Genomic DNA, 19901 nt, shown 5'->3' with positions numbered 1-19901 from the left:
GGCGGGGACTGGGGAGCCGGGGCCGGCTGCTCGGGCGCGCTGGGCGCCTCCTGAGCCGGCGCCGCGGGTGCGGCCGGGGCCGCCGCGGCGCGCTCCCCCTCGGACGGGACGGCGATGCCGAGCTGAGCCGCGAACTGGTCGATCTCGGCGGCCGGCCGCCAGTAGGTGACCTCGTAGATGTTCGACGGGTTCTTACCCGGTCCGGACGGCCGGGTGCCGGTCAGCTTGACCCGGACCAGGGCGCCGGCCTCCGGCGGTCCGGCCGGGGCACCGACGGCGTTCATCGCCCGGAGCAGCTCGTCGCGGGCGGAGCCCTGGCAGTACCACTGCGCCTTGCCGTCCGGGTGCTCGCCGGCGGCCGGGACGTTCATCGGCACCTTCATGACGAACTTCGGGGTCCCGTCGCGGAAGTACGCGAGGTTCTGGGTCCCCGGGATCGTCTGGTGCTCGACGTCGCCGGCGCCGACCGCGCGGGACACGATGCCGATGTACTCGGTGCCGATCGGCTTGTCCTTGAACGACAGCGACTTGCCGCCGCCGACCGAGGGCTGAGCGAAGAACGCGTCGAGGGAACCGGCCGCGGCACCGGGCGGCGGGCCCTGCGGCTGCTGCTGCGGGGCGTAGCCGCCCGGCATCTGCGGCGCGTAGGGCTGCTGGGGCTGGGCGGGGTAGCCGCCCGGGTAGGGCTGCTGGCCGTACGGGTCGGCCGGCTGCTGGTAGGCGCCCGGGTAGGCCGGCTGCTGCGGCTGCTGGGGCGCGTAGCCCTGCTGCGGCATGCCGGGCATCTGGGGGGCGTAGGGCTGGGTCACGGTCGTGCTCCTTGTTCGATGTTCGTCGTCGTCTTCGGGCCGGGGTCGGGGCCGCGGTGGGTCCCCGCCTCGGAGATCAGTTGCGGGACCCGCGGTGCCGGACCGCCGGCGCGTCGAGGTCCCAGGGGGCGGGCGTGTTCTCCGCCGCGGCGTCGCCCTCGGTCGGGGCCTGGTCGTGCTCGTCGGCGATGCGCGCCGGCAGCACGCGGGCGATGGCGGCGAGCCGGTCGCGGTACTCGCGCTCGGCCTCGACCAGGGCGTCGAGCTGGGTCCGTGTCTGCTCGGCGGCCGGGCGGAGCGCGGCGTACTCGGCGAGCAGCTCGTCGACGCTCATCTCGCCGAGCGGGCGGCGCTCCGCGCTGCGGTAGTAGTCCACCTGCGGCGGGTCGGTGAGCTGGCCGAGCAGCGCGTGTTTCTGGGGCGTCATCCCCGGTGCCTGCGGATAGGTCGGGTAGACGGGCTGTGCCGGCGGATAAGTCGGGTAGCTCACGGGGTTCTCCTTCGGGGCGGAGGGGATGGGTCAGGCCGCGGCGGGGCCGGCGGTCGAGCCGGGGCACCCGTAGCCGCCGTCACGGGCGGTCTGCGGCCGGTAGAAGGGGCAGAAGTGGCACTCGTCGGCCGCGTTCGCGGGCACGTCGTTGAGCTGGGCCTGACCGGTCACCAGGGCCGCGGCCCACGCCTTGCGGTACCGGAGCTCCGGCTCGACGACGTCGCGCAGGAACTCCCAGTCGGCATCGGTGATCTCGTGGTCCCAGACGTAGAGCCCGTCCAGCGACGAGCCGGTCCGCGGCCAGGCGAGCAGCGCGATACGCCGCACCGGCAGGCCGAGCGCGAGGAAGCCGAGCGTGTACAGGAGGAACTGCACGAAGTAGTGCCGCGGCGGGCCCGACTTGCGGACCTTCGCCATGCTCGTGTCGCCGAGGAACTTGTGGTCGATCACGGCCTCGTGGTCGGCGTCGTACCCGTCGCCGGTGCCGGGGTGTCCCTCGAACCCCATCGTCGGCGTGACCCGGTACTCGGTGAGGAACCGCGGCCGGCCGATCTTGCCGTTCACCGCGGAAAGGCAGTCCTCCATCCACGTGTGCCCGGCGGTGCCCATGATCGACGGCCACGGGTCGGTGACGTTGTTCGTCGGCGGCAGCTCGGCGAGCTTGCCGGCGACCTGGCGGTCGCACAGGTGACCGATCTCGGACGGGCCCAGGTGCCGTTGCACGTTGCGGGCGGAGCCGTTCGCGTGTTCGAGCACGATCGCCCGCAGCTCGTCGGCGTAGCGGTTCGCCCACGTCGACGAGCCGTTCGTCCGGGCCGGCGCGGCGGCCATGAACTCCGCTGGCGACATGGTCGCGGGGCCGGCCGGCACGCCCGGTGCGGTGTCGACGTCGGCCGGCACCGGCGGCGCGAGGAACGCGGACGGGGAGGGCGCCGGCGCGGGGGCCGGGGCGCTCACTTCACCGACTCCATGCGCCAGCTCGTCGACGACCGGGCCCACTTCACGTACGTCTGCGGGTCCTCGGCCTTCATCGCCTTCGCGTCGAGGCGCCACTCCGTCCGCGGGTACACCCGCAGCGGCAGGTCCAGGAACGGGCTCCGGACGATCGCCTCCGGCGAGCCCTCCGGCGCGGCCCTCATCGTCTCCGCCTTGATCGACTTCGAGAGCGTGTCGACCTCCGCTTTCAGCGCGTCGAGCTGCGGCTTTTTCGCGGACCACTCCGCGAGAAGCTGTTCGAGCCGACTGTCGCTCGCGGGCTGCACGACGACGGGCGGTGTCGTCTCGACCGGTGGCGGGGGCGGGGTCTGCTGGTCGGTCATCGGGGGTTCCTTCCGTGTCGGGGTCGGTGGTGGTCGCCGGCAGCTCGACCGGCTCGTCGGGGGCTGTGCCCCGGCCGGCGAGGTAGGCGCGGGTCGAGCGGCCGCACGGGGCGTGAACCCACCGCTCGGGCTCGCCGGCGCCGGCCGCGTTCGTGAACCCGCCGGCCGGCGAGGCGCACCGGCAGGGCTCCGGGTGCTCCCCCGCCGCGGGCCCGTCGGCATCCGCGGCGGGGGGCTGCTCGTCGCCGGCGTCGTGGCGGTCGCAGCACGGACCGCACGCCGGCCGGGTCCCGTCCTCGGAGGTGCTCGGCAGGTAGCCGGCGGGCTCCCCCTCGGTGATGCCGTCGCACGGCCACGGGGACCGGCAGTCCTGCGGGCGGGACGCGGTGAACCGCTGGGCCTTGCGGCGCTTGGTCGTCGCGGTCACGTCGCGACCCCCGCGAACGGGCAGTCGTCGCGCAGGTGCTCGCGCACCGCCGCGCGAATCGCCTTGACGATCACGGCGTCCGGGTTGCGCTTGCCGACCTGCTCGCGCAGCGACACGGTCGCCGCGACCTCGACCCCGCAGCGGGCCGGGCACTTGACGTAGCCCTCGGTCTCCGAGCGCTTGAAGAACCCGAACCGGGTCGAGCGGGCGACCAGCTCGTCGCGCCGGCGGGCGCGGGTCTGCGGCGCGCTCACTTGTGGCTCCGCGCAGCGCGCAGGATCTTCGCCGAGGCGCGCAGGCGACGCCGGTAGTCGGGGTCCGTGGTCTGCCGGGCGAGCGCGTCACAGATGCCGGCCGCCGCGGTGTTCGGGTCCGGGGTGCGGGCCGGCTTCCCGGACGCCCGGACCGGGATCGGCGCGCACTCGCGGGTGCCGGGGACGTGGCCGGCGTCGTCGCCGTCGCAGTGACAGGCCACGCCGCGGGCGTCGGTGGCGGGCTCGGTAGTGGTCACGGTGTCGTCTCCTCTCGTGTGGTGGGTCAGGCCGCGCCGGCGCCGGCCGGGATGCGGTCGGGGGTCGCGGTGCGGATCGCCTTGCGGCCCTTGGTCGTGCGCCACTCCCCGGCCCACAGACCGGTGACCGGGTAGGCACCGCCGGCCAGCTCGTCGGCCAGGGCGCGGCACTCGTCGAGCACCGGACAGCGGTCGCAGTACCGGCGTGCGGCGCTCTGGGCGTCCGGCGTCGGGCCCGGGTAGGGCCACGCGTCGGGCATGTCGAACGCCTGCGGCTGGGCGGTGTTGCGGCAGGCCGCGCGGGTCTTCCACGCGGACCCGTCGACGTCGACGGCCAGCGCCGGGGGCTCGTCGTCGCGGCGCTGCTGCCGGTTGGCTGCGTGCCCCTGGACGAAACGGTTCGGCAGGCCGCGGTACTGGTCGGCCTCGCGCTTGGTGCGGGTCGCGACGTCGGTCCGCTGGCCGCACCCGCACTCGCACATGCCGGAGCGCTGCGGCAGCTCGTCGACCGAGGGGGCCGAACCGACCCCGCGGGGTCCGCCGACCGGGCAGGGCTTGCCGGTGGCGCGGATCGAGCTGCGGCAGGAACCGCAGTGCCCGCCGGCGGAGTGCCGGACGACGCCGGGCAGCCGCGGGGTCTGCGCTCCCCCGCCCTTGCGGACGTCCTGCTGCATCTGGCGCCGGCAGCCGAGGCACCGGTACACGCGCACCCCGCTGCGGACCTCGACCAGCTCGCACAGCCGGTCGAGCAGCGGCGTGCCGGGACGGCGGCCCATCAGTGACCACCGCCCAGGTAGTCGACCAGCTCGTCGACCCAGGTCGGCCAGTCCTCGCGGCTGTGGGCGTAGTACCGCTCCGTGGCCTGGGCCCCTTCGAGACCGCCCGACAGGTAGCCGGAGACGGCCACGTACTCGGGCCGCCACAGGCCGGCGGGCTCGTCGTCGGACAGGCGGGTCGAGCGCACCTCGATCATCACCGGGTCGATCACGCGCTCGCCGGTGCGCCACGGGACCGGCGGGGCGCCGGCGACGGTGGCGCGGACGTCGCGGGTCTGGGCGGTGACGACGTGCGAGACGGCCACGGTGGGGGCCTCGGCGCCGAGCGGGGTCATGCCGGCACCCCCTCGGCGCGGGCGTTCTCGATGGCGACGACGAACGGCGACCGGCGGCACACACGCGAGCTGCGGGGCGAGCACACGTCGTACCCGCCGACCGGCCACCCCTCGGCGTCGCGGTTGCAGCGCATGCACACCGGCGGCTGGGCGACGTCCGGGACGGCAGCGTCGAGCGCGGCCAGCGCCTCGGCCTGGGCGGCGCTCACTCGCCGGCCCGCTCGATCGCACGGGCGATGCGCTGGCCGGCCTCGACGACCGCGAGCCGGAGCGCGCGGGTCTGCTCGGCCTGGGCCATGAGCGCGTCGGTCTGGGCGACGTCGACGGCGTCGGCCTTGCGGTCGTCGACGCCGGCGGCCGAGCGGCGCGCGGTGTACAGCGTCTCGTCGGCGGTCTCGGCCGACTGCTCGGCGAGCGTCTGGTCGGGGGCGTCCATCAGGGCTGTTCCTTCCGGGTGAGGGCGTAGAGGTGGGCGAGGTCGCGGGCGAGCTGCGGCGACCAGGTCGCGGGGTGGGCGACCGGCCAGGCGGCGACCTCGTCGTCGGTGAGCGGGAGCGCGGTGTCCGGGCCGGTGATGACCAGCCACGGGAGGTGGCCGCGCTCGACGCGGATCGCGAGCACCGCGGCCGGGCTGTCGGGCCGGTGGTCCGGCGAGCAGCGGACGGTGAGCAGCGGGTCGGCGGCCGGGTCGAACGCGCGGGTCGGGGCGGTCACTCGACGCGCTCCCAGGTGTTGCACCCGGAGGTCTCGAACGCGCGGTCGCTGGGCGAGATCGTGACGACCTTCGGGCCGTCGCCGCCGTCGTTCGCGATGATCGAGTCGACGGTCCCGTCGAGGCTCGACAGCCGCGACCAGTAGCACCAGGACATGACGCGCTCGGTCGGGGTGGACCGGTAGGTGCCGGGCTCGACCTCCTCGCCGACCAGGAACGTCCCGGTGCCGGGGATGCTGCCGGGCGCGGCGGGCTCGGGAGACGGCGCGGCCTCGGCCGGCGTGGTCACGGCGAACGAGGGGTCGGCCTGGCCGAGACCGGGGTCCGAAGCGATGGCGACGTCGTTCGCGGCCTGGCCGAACGCTGCGGCGTAGCCGATGCACACGACGAGCCCGACGAGGGACAGGATCAGGCCGGTGAGCGCGGCGCCGCGGTTCGTGGCGGTCCCGCGGGAGACGCGGACCAGGCCGACGATGCCGAACACCGCGCCGACGATCACGACGGGCCAGGCGATGATGCCGACGAGCGGGACGAGCGCGAGCAGGGCGCCGACGATGCCGAGCACGAGCGCGGTCGTGCCGGCGCCGTTGCTGGGTGCGGGGCCGTGCTGCTGGGCCCAGGTGTGGCCGTAGCCGGCGGGGCCGTGCGACGGGTGGTGAGCCCAGTTCGGCCGGTTGTGGTCCGGGCGCGGGGGCTGCGGGGTGTTCATCGTGGGTGGTCCTTCCGGGGTTCTGGTGGGGGATGCGAGAGGTCAGGAACGCGCGCCGGCGGAGGCGACGGCCGGCAGGTGCGAGGTGCGCGCGAAGGTCTCCGGGCGGTGGCGGCCGGGGCTCTGCGCCGGCGGGGCGAGCCGGGACAGTTCGGCGGTCTGCTCGATGGCGCGGTGCAGCTCGACGCCGATCTCGGCGGCCGGGGTCGGCTGGTCGCGCTCGATGCGGCGAAGGTCGCCGAGGCGGTCGAGGGCGTCGAACGCGAGCCGCGAGGTGAAGAAGTAGGCGGCGAAGGTGCCGGCCGACGCGACGGCGCCGAGCGTCGGCATGCCGTGGTAGAGCAGCGCGGCGACGGTGAACGTGCCGCCGACGATCACGACCAGCGCGGCGAGCGCGGTCACCGCGACGTGGACGCGGGCGGTCGAGCGGGGCGAGCGGGTGGCGTGCATCTGCGGGGCCTTCCGAGTGGTGGCCGCGGGTGAGCTGGGCGGCGCTCCGCGGCGGTGGTGGGGGTCAGTCCTGCGCGGAGCCGTTGACGAACGCGGTCACGGCCGCGACGGGGACCACCCACCGGCGACCGACGCGGGTCGCGCGGAGCTGGCCGGAGCGGATGAGCCGGCGGACCGACCACTCGGACAGGCCGAGGCGCGAGGCGACCTCGGTCGGGGTGTAGGCGACCCGGGGCGGCGTGCTGCCGTCCTGGGTGGCGCCGTCGGGCTGGGACACGGGTACTCCCGGGGATCGAGGGGCTTGTCGTCTGTCGGCGCTCGGTGTTGTATTCCGTGCGGCGACAGTGCGACACGTTGCCCGACGTGCACCCCTCGACGCAAGCTGTCAGCGCACATTTCTGTCTTCCCACAGCGCACACGGCGTGTCGCGAGCGCCATCCGGTGGCGTGGATGCGTTCTGTCGGCTGACAAGCCGTGCGAGGATGGGCGCCGTGAAGCTGGGCGAGCTGATCTCTAAGCGGCGGGCTGACCTGGGCCTTTCGCTCGAAAAGATGTGCGTCCGTGCACGTGAGCAGGGCTACGACCTGACACGCACGACGCTGTCGGCCTTCGAGACGAAACCCCTCGCGGAGTCCCCCAAGAGACGAACGATGGAAGCGCTCGCGGTCGCGCTCGACGTGCCGTACGGCGACGTCGTGATGGCGGTCGCGTCAGCGATGGCGGGCACCGACATGGTGGAAGCTGCGGAGACACAACATGTGCGCGCGTGGCTAACACTGACCGAGGGGATGAACGATGAACAGATCGAGCGAATGCTCCGAGTAGTCCGATCAGTCGCTGACGCGTTGGACACCGGGCACCAACAGTCGACCCCCAACTCGGCGGAACGGTCACCGCGCTGAGTGACGGGGTCACCCGTTAGCGTGTCGGTCTCCCCCGCTTGGGCTCCCCCAACGAGAGGTATCCCCGTGCACGACGTACCGCGCTTCACCACGACGAACCGCCCTGGCGCCGTCGACGAGATTCCGACGGCCTGGGCCGGTGGTGACCGGGTCGTCGTGCCCGGCGTCGGGGTCGGGCGCCTGGTCCAGGACGGCCCGCCCCGGGTCGTCGAGATCCCCCTCGGCGCACCCGTCGCGACGGTGCTCACGGTGACCGACGAGTCCGGCCCCGGCCGGGCGATCATCCTCGCCGACCCGGACGTCGAGCCGGGGCAGCTCGCATCCCTGATCGACGCCGGCGAGCTGCTCGACGCCGAGGCGCACGCCGTCCGCCGGGTCCCGCGACCGCGCGTCCCCCGTCAACGGACACGCCCGTCGTTCGCCCGCGGGGTCGGCTACACGGTGACCGCGTGGCTCGCCGGCGTCGCCGCAGCCATCGCCGCCGGCGCCCTCGGCGCGGACACGAGCAAGGTCATCGACGCGGACGGGCCGCGTGTTTCGGCCGAGGCGGTCACCGCCCTGCCGGCCGCGGTCTGAGCATGGCCGGGCGCCCACCACTGCCGATCGGCACGCACGGCAAGATCGTCGCTCGCGACGTCACCCCCGCCGGCCAGCGCGCGAAGCTCTGGCAGGCACACACCTACTACCGGGACCCCGACGGGAAGACCCGCCGCGTCAAGCGGACCGGAGGCTCGAAGTCCGCCGCGGAGAACGCGCTCCGCGCCGCCCTGTCCGACCGGCAGACCGACAGCGCCGCCACGCTCTCCGGCGACTCCCGGGTCTCGGCCGCCGCCGCTGTGTGGTTCGAGCAGTGCGAGGCCGCGGTCGCCGAGGGCGAACTCGCGCCGAACACGTTGCGGCTCTACGAGTCCGCGTGGCGCCTGCACATCGAGCCCGCCGTCGGTGAGCTGCGGCTCCGCGAGCTGACCGTCTCCCGGTGCGAGGCGTGGAAGGTCGAGCTGCGCAAGCGGAAGGGCGCCGGCACCGTCCGCACGTCCAAGGCGGTGCTGTCCGGGGTCGCCGGGTACGCGGCCCGCATGGGTGCGATCGGCGCGAACCCGGTCCGCGACACGTCGCCGGTGCGCGGCAAGCGCAAGCGGGCAGCGCGGGCGATGACCCTCGACGAGCGCCGGCGGTGGCTCGACGCGATGGAAGCCGACGAGCGCGCCTCGCGCTGGGCCGTCCCGGACCTCACGCGGTTTCTGCTCGCGACCGGCGTCCGGATCGGCGAGGCGCTCGCGGTCACGTGGGATGAGGTCGACCTCGACGCCGGCTCGGTGCGGGTCGAGTGGCACATCATCCGGGTCAAGGGCGAGGGGCTCATCCGCGCGACCGGCGCGAAGTCCGAGGCCGGCGACCGGGAGCTGTTCCTCCCCCGCTGGGCGGTCGACATGCTGCTCCGCCGGCGCGTCGAGTCGGCCGGCGCGTGGCCGGTGTTCCCCGACAGCCTCGGCGGGTGGCGCGACCCCTCGAACATGTCGCGGGCGCTCCGTGAGGCGCGCGACGCGGCTGGCTTCGGCTGGGTCACCTCGCACGTGTTCCGACAGACGGTGTTGACCGTGCTCGACGACGCCGGCGTCTCGCGCCGGTCGATCGCCGACCAGGCCGGCCACGCCGACCCGTCCATGACGGAGCGGAACTACATGCAGCGCGGCAAGGGCTCGGCCCGTGCCGCGGAGGTGCTCGACGGCATCCTCGACGAGACCGCCTGACCGACCCCGGACATACGAACGCCCCGCCGGCAAGCTCGCCGGCGGGGCGTCGTCGTTCGTCGGACCCGATACTCGAGCACGGGTTAGGCGACCCTTACCTCGACGGTGCGGGTCGGTCCGCTCGCAGATTCACCGGCCTTAAACCGGCCCTGATCTTGCATTCGTGATCTTGTGTGACCGGGTTTCCCCTGGTCGTAGGCTCCTCCGACTGGACTCGAACCAGTAACCGCCCGATTAACAGTCGGGTGCTCTGCCATTGAGCTACGGAGGACCGTTCACGCCGTTCCAGGTGGTGTTCCCGGCGACGAGAAGAACTCTACAACACCCCGTACAGCCCTCTCGCAACCCCCCGTTCGGCCGCTGTTCCCGCAGGTCGGAGCCCCATCCGGGTGGCGGTCGGACAGCGGCCGCGGTCCGGGTACGGTCGCGGTCGGAGGTGAGGGGAATGGTCAAATTCCTCGTGGGTGTCGCCGTCGGGTACGTCCTCGGCACCAGAGCCGGTCACGAGCGCTACGAACAGCTCGTCCGTGCCTATCACCGGGCGGCGGACCACCCCGCGGTGCAGGGCGCCGCGGGCGTCGCGCGGGCGGGTGTCGAGGGTGCGCTCGACAAGGTGCGCGGCGGCCAGAACACCGGGCACTGAGGGCTCGCCCCGTCCCGTGACCCGTCCCCGGGTCACGGGACGGGCGGGTCAGCGTGTGCGGGCCACCGCGAAGACGCGGCGGAACGGGAACCAGGTGCCGCCGTCGGCGCTCGGCGGGTAGGCCGCCCGCAGCCGGGGCGCGAGCTCGCGGACGAACGCGTCGTAGGCGTCGTCGTCGAGGGCGTCGCGGACCGGGCGCAGGGCGGTGCCGGAGATCCAGCGCAGAACCGGGTCGTCGCCGTCGAGCCGCTGCAGGTAGGTCGTCTCCCAGGCGTCGACGTCGGCGCCCGCGGCAGCCAGGATGTCGGCGTAGCCGAGCGGGTCGAGCACGGTCTCGTCGCCGCGCAGCAGAATCCGGTCCCGCCACTGCGGGAGCGTCGCGACCTCGCGGGTCAGCACGTGTGAGGGGGCGTCGAAGTTGCCGGGGACCTGCACCGCGATCCACGCGCCGGGCGCGAGCGAGGCCGTCCAGCGGCGCAGCACGTCGGGGTGCTCCGGCACCCACTGCAGCACCGCGTTGGTCACGAGCACCCCGGTGTCGCGGGGCGGGGTCCAGTCGCGCACGTCGACCTGCGTGACGTCGACGCCGGCGGCGCGGGCCGCGGCGACCATGTCCGGGGAGGAGTCGAACGCCTCGACCGTCGCCGTCGGCCACCGACGGGCGAGCAGCCCGGTCAGGTGGCCGGGCCCGCAGCCGGCGTCGACGACCCGGGTCAGCGCGGGGTCGGTCTCGCCCACCCGGGCCAGCAGGTCCAGGAACGGGCGCGAGCGGTGGTCGTCGAAGGCGCGGTAGAGCTCCGGGTCCCAGCTGGTCGTGGTCACGGTTCCTCCGGGAGGCGTGCGGCGATGCCCTCCGCCAGCCTCCGGGCGGCGACCGGATCGGTCCCCGGGTCGGGCCGGACCTGCAGCACCAGCCCGTCGCGGCCGGGGACCCGGCGCTGCAGCACCCAGACCCCTCCCCCGGGCAGCTCACGCCGGTTGCGGGTGCGGATGGACTGGGTGACCCGCTCCTGCACGGCCTGCGGCACCTTCCCCGGTTCGACGAGGCGGAACCGCAGCGGGCGCCCGTCGGCGAGCAGCTCGGTGCCGGGGGCGATCTGCTCGGCCGAGGTCGGTGTCACGACCAGGCTGGTCTTGTCCCAGGTGGCCTTCGCGATCTCGTGCCAGCCCAGCCGCTCGCCGCCGGGCGGCCAGATCCCCCACGAGGTGACCACGAGCATCCCGTCCGGGGCCTGCGCGGTGGCGACGACGGCCTCGGAGTCGGCGAGGGCGTCGGCGACCGCGTCGGGCACCGGCTCGCGGCCGAGCAGCCGTGCCCAGAAACCCGTCACGACGCGACCCCGGACGCCTGCTCGCGCAGCTGGATCTTGTACTGCTCCAGCGGGACGAGCACGCCGAACAGGTCCATGTACTCGTCATGGTCGGTCTCGGCATTGGTGCGCTGCAGCTGCGACTTGAGGTCGGCGATCTCGCGCTCGACCAGGCCGAGCCGGACCCCGGCGAGGACGCCGTTGACGTAGCGGACCTCGTCGGTGTTGCGCTTGGGGAGCTCCAGGTTCTCCACGGCCAGCTCGCTGACCAGGCGCTTGACGTCGTCGCCCGCGCCCTCGGCGACGACGGCGTCGAGCCAGTCCGACCCGTCCAGCCCGGCGCACACCCCGCCCGCGGCCATGATCGCCCGGTGCACCGCGGCCAGCTGCGGATGGGTGAACCCGGCCTCGGGCAGCTCGTCGAAGCCGGGTCCGACGACGCCGGGGATCTGCAGGGCCGCCTTGAGCGCCTCGCGCTGCAGGTGCAGCTGGGTGTCGTCGCGTTTCGGGGCGGGCAGCGGGGCGCGGCGCCGGGAGCGGCCCCCCTCGGGCGACACGCCGGCGCTCTCGCGCACCCGTCGCACGACGACGGCGATGTCGTCCCAGCCGACCCAGCCGGCGAGGCGCCGCGCGTACTCGTCGCGCAGGTCCTCCCGCTTGATCTTCGCGACGATCGGTACGCAGCGCTGCAGGGCGGCCACACGGCCCTCGGCGGTGTCCAGCTGGAGCTTGTCCAGCTCGGTGCGGATGACGAACTCGAACAGCGGCTCCCGGCGGGCGACGAGGTCGCGCACCGCGGTGTCGCCGTGCCCGAGGCGCAGGTCGCACGGGTCCTGGTTGTCCGGCGCGACGGCGACGTAGAGCTGCGTGGCGAAGCTCTGGTCACCGTCGAAGGCCTTCTCGGCGGCCTTCTGACCGGCCGCGTCGCCGTCGAAGACGAACACGACCTCACCGCGGTCGAAGGAGTCGTCGCCGATCAGCCTGCGGATGACCGAGACGTGCTCGCTGCCGAACGCCGTGCCACAGGACGCGACCGCCGTGGTCACCCCGGCCAGGTGCATCGCCATGACGTCGGTGTAGCCCTCGACGACGACCACCTGCCGGGTCTTCGCGATCTCCCGTTTGGCCTGGTCGAGGCCGAACAGCACGTGGGTCTTGCGGTAGACCGGCGTCTCGGAGGTGTTGAGGTACTTGGCCTCGATGCCGTCGTCGTCGAACAGCCGGCGCGCGCCGAAGCCGACGACGTCGCCGCCCAGGTCGCGGATCGGCCACAGCAGACGCCGGTGGAACCGGTCGATCGCGCCGCGCCTGCCCTCCTTGGAGATGCCGGCCTTGATCAGCTCGTCCAGCTGGTAGCCCTGTGCCAGCAGGTGCTTGGTGACGGTGTCCCAGCCCGCCGGGGCGTAGCCGCAGCCGAACTTCTCCGCGGCCGCGGCGTCGAAGCCGCGGTCGGCGAGGAACTGCACGCCCGCGCGGCCCGCGGGGGTGGCTAGCTGCTCGGCGTAGAACGCCTGCGCCTTCTTGTTGATCTCCAGCAGGCGGCTGCGGGTGCCGCGGTCGCGCTGCACCGAGGACCCGCCGCCCTCGTAGGTCAGCCGGACCCCGCACCGCTCGGCGAGCCGCTCGACGGCCTCGGGGAACCCGATGACCTCCATCTTCATGACGAAGTCGATGACGCTGCCGTGCTCGCCGCAGCCGAAGCAGTGGAACGTGCCGTGCGAGGGGCGGACGGTGAACGACGGGGACTTCTCGTCGTGGAACGGGCACAGGCCCTTCAGCGAGCCCGCCCCGGCGCGGCGGAGGGCCACGTACTCCTCGACGATCTCCTCGACCCGCGTGCGGTTGCGGACCTCGGTGATGTCGGCGTCCCGGATCCGTCCTGCCACGCCGGCCAGTCTAGGCGCCCCCGGCCCGGCGCCCCGGTCCGCCCGCTGCCGGTGCGACGGCGTCTCCGTCCGGCTGCCCGGACGGGGCGGCGACGGCCGCGTCGGCGACCACCCGGCGGCCGCGCAGGCCGGGCACCCGGCCCAGCCCGACGAACATGCCGACCAGGGCGATGCCCAGGCCCAGCACCGCCTGCACGGTGAGCGGCTCGCCGAGCACGGGCACGGCGACCAGCGCCGTCGTCGCCGGGACCAGGTTGAGCAGCGACGACACGAACACCGTCGAGCGGCGTCGCAGCAGCACGAACATCAGCACGAAGGCGCCCGCCGAGTTCACGACTCCCAGGAAGGCCACGGCCGCCCAGCCCGACGGCGCGCGGGGCAGCCAGTCCGCACCGAGGAACGGCCAGGCGACCAGGGTCGCGACCAGCGAGGTCGCCATCTGGACCACGACGCTGGTCACCACGGGCGTGCTGTCGTTGAACCGCTTCTGGTAAAGCGTGCCGGCCGCCAGCGACAGCATGCCCAGCACCGGGAAGACGAGGTTGCCGCCGAGACCGGCGCCGAGGTCGTCGGCCAGCACGACGTAGACGCCGGTGGCGCCGATCAGGAGACCCAGCACCGGTCCGACGCCCAGGCGGGTGGCCAGCAGCAACGGGGTCAGCAGTCCGACCAGCAGCGGCGCCATCCCGAGGATGAGACTCGACAGCCCGGCCGGGACGCCGGAGGCGAGCCCGCTGTAGACGAAGGTGAACTGCCCGACCTGCAGCAGCAACGCCGTGACCGCGAGGTGCAGCCAGGACCGGCCGCGCGGCAGGCCCGGTCGCAGCACCGCGACCGCGGCGAGCATCACGACCAGCGCGATCACGAACCGCCAGAACAGGACCGCGGGCACGTCGGTCGACCCGGTCGCGATCTTGCCCGCGATGAAGCCGGACGCCCACAGCGGGACGAAGAGCACGGCCAGCACCGGGACGAGCCAACGCGAGGAGGTCACACCCTCACTCCATCGCAGTGCTAACGATCGGGGCAAGCCGGGGTGGCGGGAGCCTCACCCCCAGGTCCGGTCAGGCCGCGACGACGGCCGGTGGCTCCAGGTCGGCGAGCGCCGAGGCCAGGTCCGGGTGGTTGCGCATCCCGTGCAGGACCGCCCGGGCGCCCGGCACCATGCGCGGCGCGACGCGTGCGGCGCCGATCAGCCGGACGTCCAGGCCGCGGTTCCGCGCCACGTGCCGCAGGTGGTGCAGCGCCCGCGCCCCGCGCGCGGTGACCCCGGTGCCCAGGTCGACGAGGACGTGCCGCACCGGCACCCACCCGGCGCCGGCGACGGCGAGGTGCGCATCGACCTGACGCAGCAGCGACGCGCCCGCCGCCGCGTCCAGCTCGCCCTCCACGCGGATGCGGAGGACGTTCTCCCGGGGACGGTCGGTGCGGACCCTGCTCTCGTTCATCACGCTCTCCTCCCGGATCGTCGTCTCCCTCATATCTGTAGCGAATAGTACAAGTTTTCGCCACTGAGTGGCTACACTCGGGGTCGACGGACGACCGGCCCGGGTGTCCGGGAGCGCGCCGCGGGCCGCGAGGGAGGACCGACCATGGCACTGGACCGACTCGACGACCCCGACTACCCGACCGTCGCGATGGGTCAGGCCGCGCACCTGCTGGAGGTCGAGCCCGCCTTCCTGCGCAGCCTGGACAGCGCGGGCGTGGTGAATCCGCACCGCTCCGCCGGCGGGCACCGCCGCTACTCGCGCAACCAGCTGGAGCAGGCCGCCCGCCTGCGCACCCTGCTGGACGAGGGACACCCGCTGGGGTCGGCGTCGTGGATCGACCGGCTGCGTGGGGAGCTCGCCGACAGCGAGGACCGCCTCGGCGCCGCGCACCGCGAGATCGAGCGGCTGCGCACAGAGCTCGCGCAGCTGCAGACCGAGCTCGGCGACGCCGCGCCCCCGATCGCTTGACAGCAGAAAATCTCAAGCTATAACTGGAGATATCCGGAGCTCCTCTCCGGAGTACCGATCCGACGAAGGACGACGAGGAGTCAGCCGTGCCCGGTCGCGAACCGGCACGGCTGGAAGGGAGTGGTTCACGATGCTGCTGCGTACCGACCCGTTCCGGGCCCTGGACCGGCTCGCCGCGCAGGCGTTCGAGTCCGGCGGCACCTGGTCGCGCCCCGCGGCGATGCCGATGGACGCCTGGCGTCACGGTGACGAGTTCGTCGTGGAGTTCGACCTGCCCGGCATCGACCCGGACGCCGTCGAACTCTCCGTCGAGCGCAGCACCCTGACGGTGAAGGCGGAACGACGGCCCACCCACACCGGAACCACCGACCAGGTCGAGTGGGTCGCCTCCGAGCGGGCCTACGGCGTGTTCGCCCGTCAGCTGCTCCTGGGCGACAATCTCGACACGTCCGCCATCCACGCGTCGTACGACGCCGGAGTGCTGCGCATCCGCATCCCGGTCGCCGAGGCGGCCAAGCCGCGGACGATCACCGTGGAGTCCGGGCACGATGCCGACCGGCCGAGGATCGGCACCTGACGCCCGGTGCCCGGGCCCGGCCGACTGCCGGGCCCGGGCACCGGGCGGCCGCAGCCGTCACCGCGCCCGGGTCCGGGCCACCGCTCTGCGCGGAAGGCGGGCTGCCCTGCCTGTCCCGGCACGCGCCGGGCGGGCAGCCCGTCCTGGGCGTGCCGGGCCGGCCATGGCGTCAGCTCGACGAGCGCGAGCACGAGTACCCCGAGCGTTCCCCCGGCCGCCCCGGCCGTGGTGGACGACAGGTCGATGAGCGTGATCACGCCCCCGCGGTCCGCCCCGACCCTGTGAACGGACTGGGAGCCTCCTGGCAAGCTACTTCACCCTGAGTGACGAACACGCGGCGTGTTGGCGCGGTTCCGGCGCGCGCGTTCGCGACCATCTACGGCGTGCGTGTACGAGGTGTGCGGGTCGCCGGGCTTCTGGCGACGATGATGGTCATGGCCGGGTGCGGATCCCCCGGGTCGTTCGTGGACGTGCTGGACGCGGCGCTCGACACCGGCGCCGTCGACGTCGGTGTGGTCGCCCCGGTGACACCCGGGGCCGTGGAGGGCGCGGCCGCGGGCAGCGCGTCGACGACGCTGAAGACGCTGGCGGTGAAGGGCCGGGCGCCGAAGACCGGCTACACCCGCGAGCAGTTCGGACGCCGCTGGGCCGACATCGACCGCGACGGCTGTGACCAGCGCAACCAGGTCCTCGCCCGGGACATGGATCGCGAGACGTTCAAGGCGGGCACCCACGACTGCGTCGTGCTCACCGGGTCGCTGCGCGACTCCTACACCGGCACCACCATCTCCTTCACCCGCGGTCAGGGCACCAGCGAGAAGGTGCAGATCGACCACGTCGTCGCGCTGTCCGACGCCTGGCAGAAGGGCGCCCAGCAGCTCGACGCGACCACCCGGGAGAAGATCGGGAACGACCCGCTGAACCTGATCGCGGTCGACGGCCCGACCAACGGCCGCAAGAGCGACGGCGACGCCGCGACCTGGCTCCCGCCGGACAACCGCTACCGCTGCGCCTATGTCGCGCGGCAGGTCGCGGTGAAGAAGAAGTACAAGCTGTGGGTGACCAGCGCCGAGCGCGACGCGATCGACAGGGTCCTCGGGACCTGCCCGACCCGCGTCGTGACCAGCGAGGCCGACGCGGCGAAGCCCGCGGTCACCCTGCGCTGACCCCTGCCGACCCGGCCCCGCCGTCCGACCGGGCGGCGGGGCCGGTCGGCGTCCCGGGGCCGGTGTGGTCTCAGGGCCGGCAGAGCGTGCGGTGCCAGGCGTGCGCCTGCGGGTCGGTCAGCGTCGCGACCTGGTCGATCACGACGCGCAGCCGCGCCCGGTCGTCGGGGGCGGCCGTCCAGTCCTCCGCGCGGGCCGGGTCCAGGGCACCGGGCCCCCGGGCGCACAACGCCGCGACGAGGTCGTGCAGCAGGTCGCGCTGGCGGGACTGCATCTCCAGCCGCCGCGGGTCGCTCATCACGTAGCGGGTGGCCAGCGCCTTGAGCACCACGACCTCCGCCGCCGCGACGACCGGGACCACCAGGTCGGCGCGGTGCCGGGCCAGCGGTGCGTCACCGTAGGTGTCCAGGGTCGCGTCGGTGGCGGCCAGCGCGAACCGGCCCACCAGCTCGGAGGTCATCCGCTTCATCGCGACCAGGTCGTCGCCCGCGGCGGTGGCGGCGTCGAACCCGCGGACCGCACGGACCACCGGCAGCGCGTCGAGCCGGGCGGCGGCCTCGGCGCAGGCGCCCTCGTCCTCGCCGAAGCGCAGCGACGCCTCCACCGCGAGCGCCGCGCGCTCCGCGGGCGAGGACAGCACGGCCAGGTCCATGCGGCCGGCGTGCACCGCGTCCTCGACGTCGTGCACCGAATAGGCGACGTCGTCGGCCCAGTCCATGACCTGGGCCTCCATGCTCCGCACCCCCGGCCGGGCCCCGGCGCGCAGCCACTCCAGGGCGGGCAGGTCGTCGGTGTAGGCACCGAACTTGCGTTCCGCGCCGCGCCGCGCCCACGGGTACTTGGTAGCGGCGTCCAGCGTCGCCCGGGTCAGGTTGAGCCCACCGGGGACGAGACCGTCGCCGGAGCGTGCCTTCGGCTCCAGGCGGGTCAGGATGCGCAGGGTCTGGGCGTTGCCCTCGAACCCGCCGCACTCCGCACCCGCTACGTCGAGCGCCCGCTCGCCGTTGTGCCCGAACGGCGGGTGGCCGATGTCGTGGGCGAGCCCGGCGGCGTCGACGACGTCCGGGTCGAGCCCCAGCTCCTCGGCGACGCCGCGGCCGATCTGGGCGACCTCCAGCGAGTGCGTCAGCCGGGTCCGCGGGATGCCGCTGACCTCGGCGCCCTCCCCCGGCCCGACCACCTGGGTCTTGCCCGCGAGCCGGCGCAACGCCGCGCAGTGCAGCACCCGGGCCCGGTCCCGGGAGTAGGGGCTGCGCCGCTCGACGCGGCCGCGCTCCCCCAGCCCGGACCCCTTCGGGGCCTCGGGGTGGCGGCGCTCCGCGTCGGCAGCGGTGTAGCCCGGATCGGCCGGGGCGTGCTGGACGCTCATCCCAGACCGCTGCTCGCGGTGTCGACCGAGGCGTGGGTCAGCTCGTAGAACAACAGCGCACCGGTCTCGCGGTAGATGTAGCGGAGCTGCGTCTCACGGGTCTGCACGATCGGGCCGCTGCGGGTCGGTGAGGTGTAGGCCTTCAGCCCGGCGTCGCGGGCCATGGTGCGGGCCCGCAGGCTGTGCCACGGGTCGGACACCAGCAGCGCCGAGGACCAGCCCTGCTGCCGCGCGGTCGCCGCGACCGCCTGCAGGCTGCCGAGCGTGTCCGCGCCCTCGGGCACGGCCTCGACCGCCGAGGACGGCACGCCCTGCTCGATCAGCCAGTCCCGGCTGGCCTCCGCCTCGGTGTAGCGGTCCCCCGTCCGCCCGCCGCCGACGGTGACGATCCGCGGGGCCACGCCGTCGCGCCACAGCTGCTCGGCGTGTTTGAGACGGTTGGCCAGCACCGCGCTGGGCTCGCCGTTGTACTGGGCGGCGCCGAGCACGACGACCGCGTCACTGGGGCGCTGGTCGTCGACCCGGGCGACCTGCCACACCCGCAGCGCGGTCACCCCGACCACCGCGACGAGCATGACCAGCCCGCCGACGAGCAGCCGCGCGCCCCAGGTCATGCCGGTCCGCACGGGGCGCCGCACGGTGCGCCGGTCCGGATCGGGCTCCGGCGGTGCGCCGCCGAGCCCGCGCCGCGACGACGTGCCGGTCATCCGCCGATCCGACCGGCGGAGGAGGCGAGCGCCGACGCCGAGCGCCCGGCGCGCAGCGCGACGACCTGAGCGACGATCGACACCGCGGTCTCGGCCGGGGTGCGGGCACCGAGGTCCAGACCGACCGGCCCGTGGACCGCGGACAGGGCGTCCTCGGTGACCCCGGCGGCGAGCAGCCGCTCGCGGCGCGCGGCCTGGGTGCGCCGCGACCCGAGCGCCCCGAGGAACCCGCGGCCGTGGGCGAGGCCGTCGAGCAGGGCCGCGTCGAAGGCCGGGTCGTGGTCGAGCAGCACCAGCACGTCGGCCTCGGTGAAGGCGGCGACGGCGGCGCGCGCGTCGTCGACGGTGGTGACGGTGCGGGCGCTCCAGCCGAGCAGGCCCGCCTGGGCGTGCAGGGCGCCCCCGAGCGCACCCTCGCCGACGACCAGCACCGACGGGACCGGCACCAGCAGGTCGACCAGGACCGCGGTGCCGTCGACGTCGAGCCGCTCGGTGGCCGTGGCCCCCCGGCGCAGCAGGGCGCGGGCCTGCTCGGCCGCCGCGGTGGTGACCCCGCCGAGGTCACCGGTGGGCTCCTCCAGGCCGGGCCCGGTGAGCACGAGGGCCGCGCCGGTGTCCACGACCGACAGCAGCGCGGCGGGCCGACCGGTCTCCAGCGCCTCCCCCAGCGCGGCGGCGGAAGCGGCGGGCAGCGGGTGGGCGAGCAGCGTCGCCCCGCCGGCGCAGGCGAGTCCGGCCGCGACCGCGGAGGACTCCCCGACGTGCGCCTCGCGCACCGTGGCCGTCCCGGACGCCGCCTCGGCGGCGAGCGGGTGCGCGGAGTCGTCGAGGGCGCCGAGGTAGAGCAGGCCGCCGACCTCGCCGTCGGTGGTGCCCGCGACCAGCTGGCCGGACTCGACGGAGCCGAACCCGTGCCGGTCGAGCACCCGGACGACGCCGATCCCCGGGCCGCCGGTCACCGCCCAGCGGCGCAGGGCCGCGCCCAGGTCACGACGGGGGTCGGCCGGTGGCCGTGCCGCGGAGGAGGTCGCCGAGGTGCTCACGGTCGCCAGGGTAGCGACGGGGCCTGACGGTGAGCTGAGAACGGGCTACAG

28 protein-coding genes, 1 tRNA gene and 1 pseudogene are annotated in these 19901 nt (G+C 74.5%); 7 read left to right on the top strand and 23 right to left on the bottom strand.

The genetic code is table 11. The annotated features are described in order from the left end of the window. The 14 genes and pseudogenes from NH602_RS04640 to NH602_RS04575 all read right to left on the bottom strand — a co-directional run. Positions 1-809, bottom strand: a pseudogene (locus NH602_RS04640) (hypothetical protein); the annotation flags it as partial. A gap of 76 nt (positions 810-885) precedes the next feature. Then, complete coding sequence (locus NH602_RS04635) at positions 886-1299, bottom strand: hypothetical protein (RefSeq protein WP_253067098.1); 414 nt, start codon at positions 1297-1299, stop codon at positions 886-888. 30 nt (positions 1300-1329) lie between these two features. Further along, positions 1330-2256: a hypothetical protein gene (locus NH602_RS04630; protein WP_253067097.1), complete on the bottom strand. Its 927-nt coding sequence runs from the start codon at positions 2254-2256 to the stop codon at positions 1330-1332. Continuing rightward, on the bottom strand, positions 2253-2618 hold the full coding sequence (locus tag NH602_RS04625) for a hypothetical protein (RefSeq protein ID WP_253067096.1): 366 nt from the start codon (positions 2616-2618) through the stop codon (positions 2253-2255). Before NH602_RS04625 ends, NH602_RS04630 begins: the two co-directional genes overlap by 4 nt. Positions 2619-3041: 423 nt before the next feature. After that, the gene (locus NH602_RS04620; protein ID WP_253067095.1) at positions 3042-3299 is read right to left on the bottom strand and encodes a hypothetical protein; all 258 of its coding nucleotides are present in this window, start codon (positions 3297-3299) and stop codon (positions 3042-3044) included. Beyond that, entirely contained in the window at positions 3296-3556 is a 261-nt protein-coding gene (locus NH602_RS04615) for a hypothetical protein (protein WP_253067094.1), read from the bottom strand. Before NH602_RS04615 ends, NH602_RS04620 begins: the two co-directional genes overlap by 4 nt. 26 nt (positions 3557-3582) lie before the next feature. Beyond that, positions 3583-4332, bottom strand: coding sequence for a WhiB family transcriptional regulator (locus tag NH602_RS04610; protein ID WP_253067093.1), 750 nt, complete (start codon positions 4330-4332; stop codon positions 3583-3585). After that, a complete protein-coding gene (locus tag NH602_RS04605) occupies positions 4332-4667 on the bottom strand; it encodes a hypothetical protein (protein WP_253067092.1) in 336 nt (111 codons plus the stop codon). The genes NH602_RS04610 and NH602_RS04605 overlap by 1 nt, the downstream gene beginning before the upstream one ends. Next, positions 4664-4876 carry a hypothetical protein gene (locus NH602_RS04600; protein ID WP_253067091.1) on the bottom strand — a complete coding sequence of 71 codons (213 nt, stop codon included), beginning with the start codon at positions 4874-4876 and terminating at the stop codon, positions 4664-4666. Before NH602_RS04600 ends, NH602_RS04605 begins: the two co-directional genes overlap by 4 nt. Next, entirely contained in the window at positions 4873-5103 is a 231-nt protein-coding gene (locus tag NH602_RS04595; protein WP_253067090.1) for a hypothetical protein, read from the bottom strand. Before NH602_RS04595 ends, NH602_RS04600 begins: the two co-directional genes overlap by 4 nt. After that, entirely contained in the window at positions 5103-5381 is a 279-nt protein-coding gene (locus NH602_RS04590; RefSeq protein ID WP_253067089.1) for a hypothetical protein, read from the bottom strand. Before NH602_RS04590 ends, NH602_RS04595 begins: the two co-directional genes overlap by 1 nt. Further along, the gene (locus tag NH602_RS04585; protein WP_253067088.1) at positions 5378-6088 is read right to left on the bottom strand and encodes a DUF4190 domain-containing protein; all 711 of its coding nucleotides are present in this window, start codon (positions 6086-6088) and stop codon (positions 5378-5380) included. The genes NH602_RS04590 and NH602_RS04585 overlap by 4 nt, the downstream gene beginning before the upstream one ends. A 42-nt stretch (positions 6089-6130) precedes the next feature. After that, complete coding sequence (locus NH602_RS04580) at positions 6131-6538, bottom strand: hypothetical protein (RefSeq protein WP_253067087.1); 408 nt, start codon at positions 6536-6538, stop codon at positions 6131-6133. A 64-nt stretch (positions 6539-6602) separates the two neighbouring features. Beyond that, the gene (locus NH602_RS04575) at positions 6603-6815 is read right to left on the bottom strand and encodes a helix-turn-helix domain-containing protein (RefSeq protein ID WP_253067086.1); all 213 of its coding nucleotides are present in this window, start codon (positions 6813-6815) and stop codon (positions 6603-6605) included. Between the two features lie 214 nt (positions 6816-7029). Here NH602_RS04575 and NH602_RS04570 point away from each other — a divergent pair, with 214 nt between their 5' ends. The 3 genes from NH602_RS04570 (at position 7030) to NH602_RS04560 (ending at position 9191) form a co-directional block, all read left to right on the top strand. Then, the gene (locus NH602_RS04570; protein WP_253067085.1) at positions 7030-7440 is read left to right on the top strand and encodes a hypothetical protein; all 411 of its coding nucleotides are present in this window, start codon (positions 7030-7032) and stop codon (positions 7438-7440) included. 66 nt (positions 7441-7506) lie between these two features. Next, a complete protein-coding gene (locus NH602_RS04565) occupies positions 7507-8016 on the top strand; it encodes a hypothetical protein (protein WP_253067084.1) in 510 nt (169 codons plus the stop codon). A 2-nt stretch (positions 8017-8018) separates the two neighbouring features. Then, a complete protein-coding gene (locus tag NH602_RS04560; RefSeq protein WP_253067083.1) occupies positions 8019-9191 on the top strand; it encodes a site-specific integrase in 1173 nt (390 codons plus the stop codon). Positions 9192-9390: 199 nt separating this feature from the next. Here NH602_RS04560 and NH602_RS04555 read toward each other — a convergent pair. Next, a tRNA-Asn gene (locus tag NH602_RS04555) sits at positions 9391-9462 on the bottom strand. A 174-nt stretch (positions 9463-9636) separates the two neighbouring features. On the opposite strand from NH602_RS04555, the gene NH602_RS04550 reads away from it, so the two are divergent. Continuing rightward, positions 9637-9834: a hypothetical protein gene (locus NH602_RS04550; protein WP_073577971.1), complete on the top strand. Its 198-nt coding sequence runs from the start codon at positions 9637-9639 to the stop codon at positions 9832-9834. Between the two features lie 48 nt (positions 9835-9882). Here NH602_RS04550 and NH602_RS04545 read toward each other — a convergent pair whose 3' ends face one another. From NH602_RS04545 to NH602_RS04525, 5 genes are all read right to left on the bottom strand, one after another. Continuing rightward, positions 9883-10656 carry a trans-aconitate 2-methyltransferase gene (locus NH602_RS04545; protein WP_179760561.1) on the bottom strand — a complete coding sequence of 258 codons (774 nt, stop codon included), beginning with the start codon at positions 10654-10656 and terminating at the stop codon, positions 9883-9885. Beyond that, a complete protein-coding gene (locus NH602_RS04540; protein WP_073577973.1) occupies positions 10653-11165 on the bottom strand; it encodes a hypothetical protein in 513 nt (170 codons plus the stop codon). The genes NH602_RS04545 and NH602_RS04540 overlap by 4 nt, the downstream gene beginning before the upstream one ends. Continuing rightward, positions 11162-13030 carry a DNA primase gene (gene dnaG / locus NH602_RS04535; protein ID WP_073577974.1) on the bottom strand — a complete coding sequence of 623 codons (1869 nt, stop codon included), beginning with the start codon at positions 13028-13030 and terminating at the stop codon, positions 11162-11164. Before dnaG ends, NH602_RS04540 begins: the two co-directional genes overlap by 4 nt. Before the next feature lie 10 nt (positions 13031-13040). Beyond that, complete coding sequence (locus NH602_RS04530; protein ID WP_073577975.1) at positions 13041-14024, bottom strand: DMT family transporter; 984 nt, start codon at positions 14022-14024, stop codon at positions 13041-13043. Between the two features lie 70 nt (positions 14025-14094). After that, positions 14095-14478 (bottom strand): hypothetical protein, encoded by a 384-nt coding sequence (locus tag NH602_RS04525; protein WP_179760562.1) that lies wholly within the window; start codon positions 14476-14478, stop codon positions 14095-14097. Positions 14479-14622: 144 nt separating this feature from the next. On the opposite strand from NH602_RS04525, the gene NH602_RS04520 reads away from it, so the two are divergent. From NH602_RS04520 to NH602_RS04510, 3 genes are all read left to right on the top strand, one after another. Further along, a complete protein-coding gene (locus NH602_RS04520) occupies positions 14623-14988 on the top strand; it encodes a helix-turn-helix domain-containing protein (RefSeq protein WP_073577977.1) in 366 nt (121 codons plus the stop codon). 130 nt (positions 14989-15118) lie between these two features. Then, complete coding sequence (locus NH602_RS04515) at positions 15119-15565, top strand: Hsp20/alpha crystallin family protein (protein WP_073577978.1); 447 nt, start codon at positions 15119-15121, stop codon at positions 15563-15565. Between the two features lie 383 nt (positions 15566-15948). Next, a complete protein-coding gene (locus tag NH602_RS04510) occupies positions 15949-16731 on the top strand; it encodes a DUF1524 domain-containing protein (protein WP_253067082.1) in 783 nt (260 codons plus the stop codon). 70 nt (positions 16732-16801) lie between these two features. On the opposite strand, the gene NH602_RS04505 is transcribed toward NH602_RS04510, so the two are convergent. The 3 genes from NH602_RS04505 to NH602_RS04495 all read right to left on the bottom strand — a co-directional run bounded on the left by NH602_RS04505 (position 16802) and on the right by NH602_RS04495 (position 19850). Continuing rightward, positions 16802-18100: a deoxyguanosinetriphosphate triphosphohydrolase gene (locus NH602_RS04505; protein ID WP_073577979.1), complete on the bottom strand. Its 1299-nt coding sequence runs from the start codon at positions 18098-18100 to the stop codon at positions 16802-16804. Beyond that, entirely contained in the window at positions 18097-18714 is a 618-nt protein-coding gene (locus NH602_RS04500) for a YdcF family protein (protein WP_062404469.1), read from the bottom strand. The genes NH602_RS04505 and NH602_RS04500 overlap by 4 nt, the downstream gene beginning before the upstream one ends. Positions 18715-18803: 89 nt before the next feature. Then, a complete protein-coding gene (locus NH602_RS04495; protein WP_253067081.1) occupies positions 18804-19850 on the bottom strand; it encodes an XdhC family protein in 1047 nt (348 codons plus the stop codon). Positions 19851-19901: the final 51 nt, after the last annotated feature.

It is taken from the genome of Pseudonocardia sp. McavD-2-B (assembly GCF_024124365.1).
GTDB lineage: Bacteria > Actinomycetota > Actinomycetes > Mycobacteriales > Pseudonocardiaceae > Pseudonocardia > Pseudonocardia alni.
This window is presented reverse-complemented; position numbering and strand designations above follow the sequence as displayed.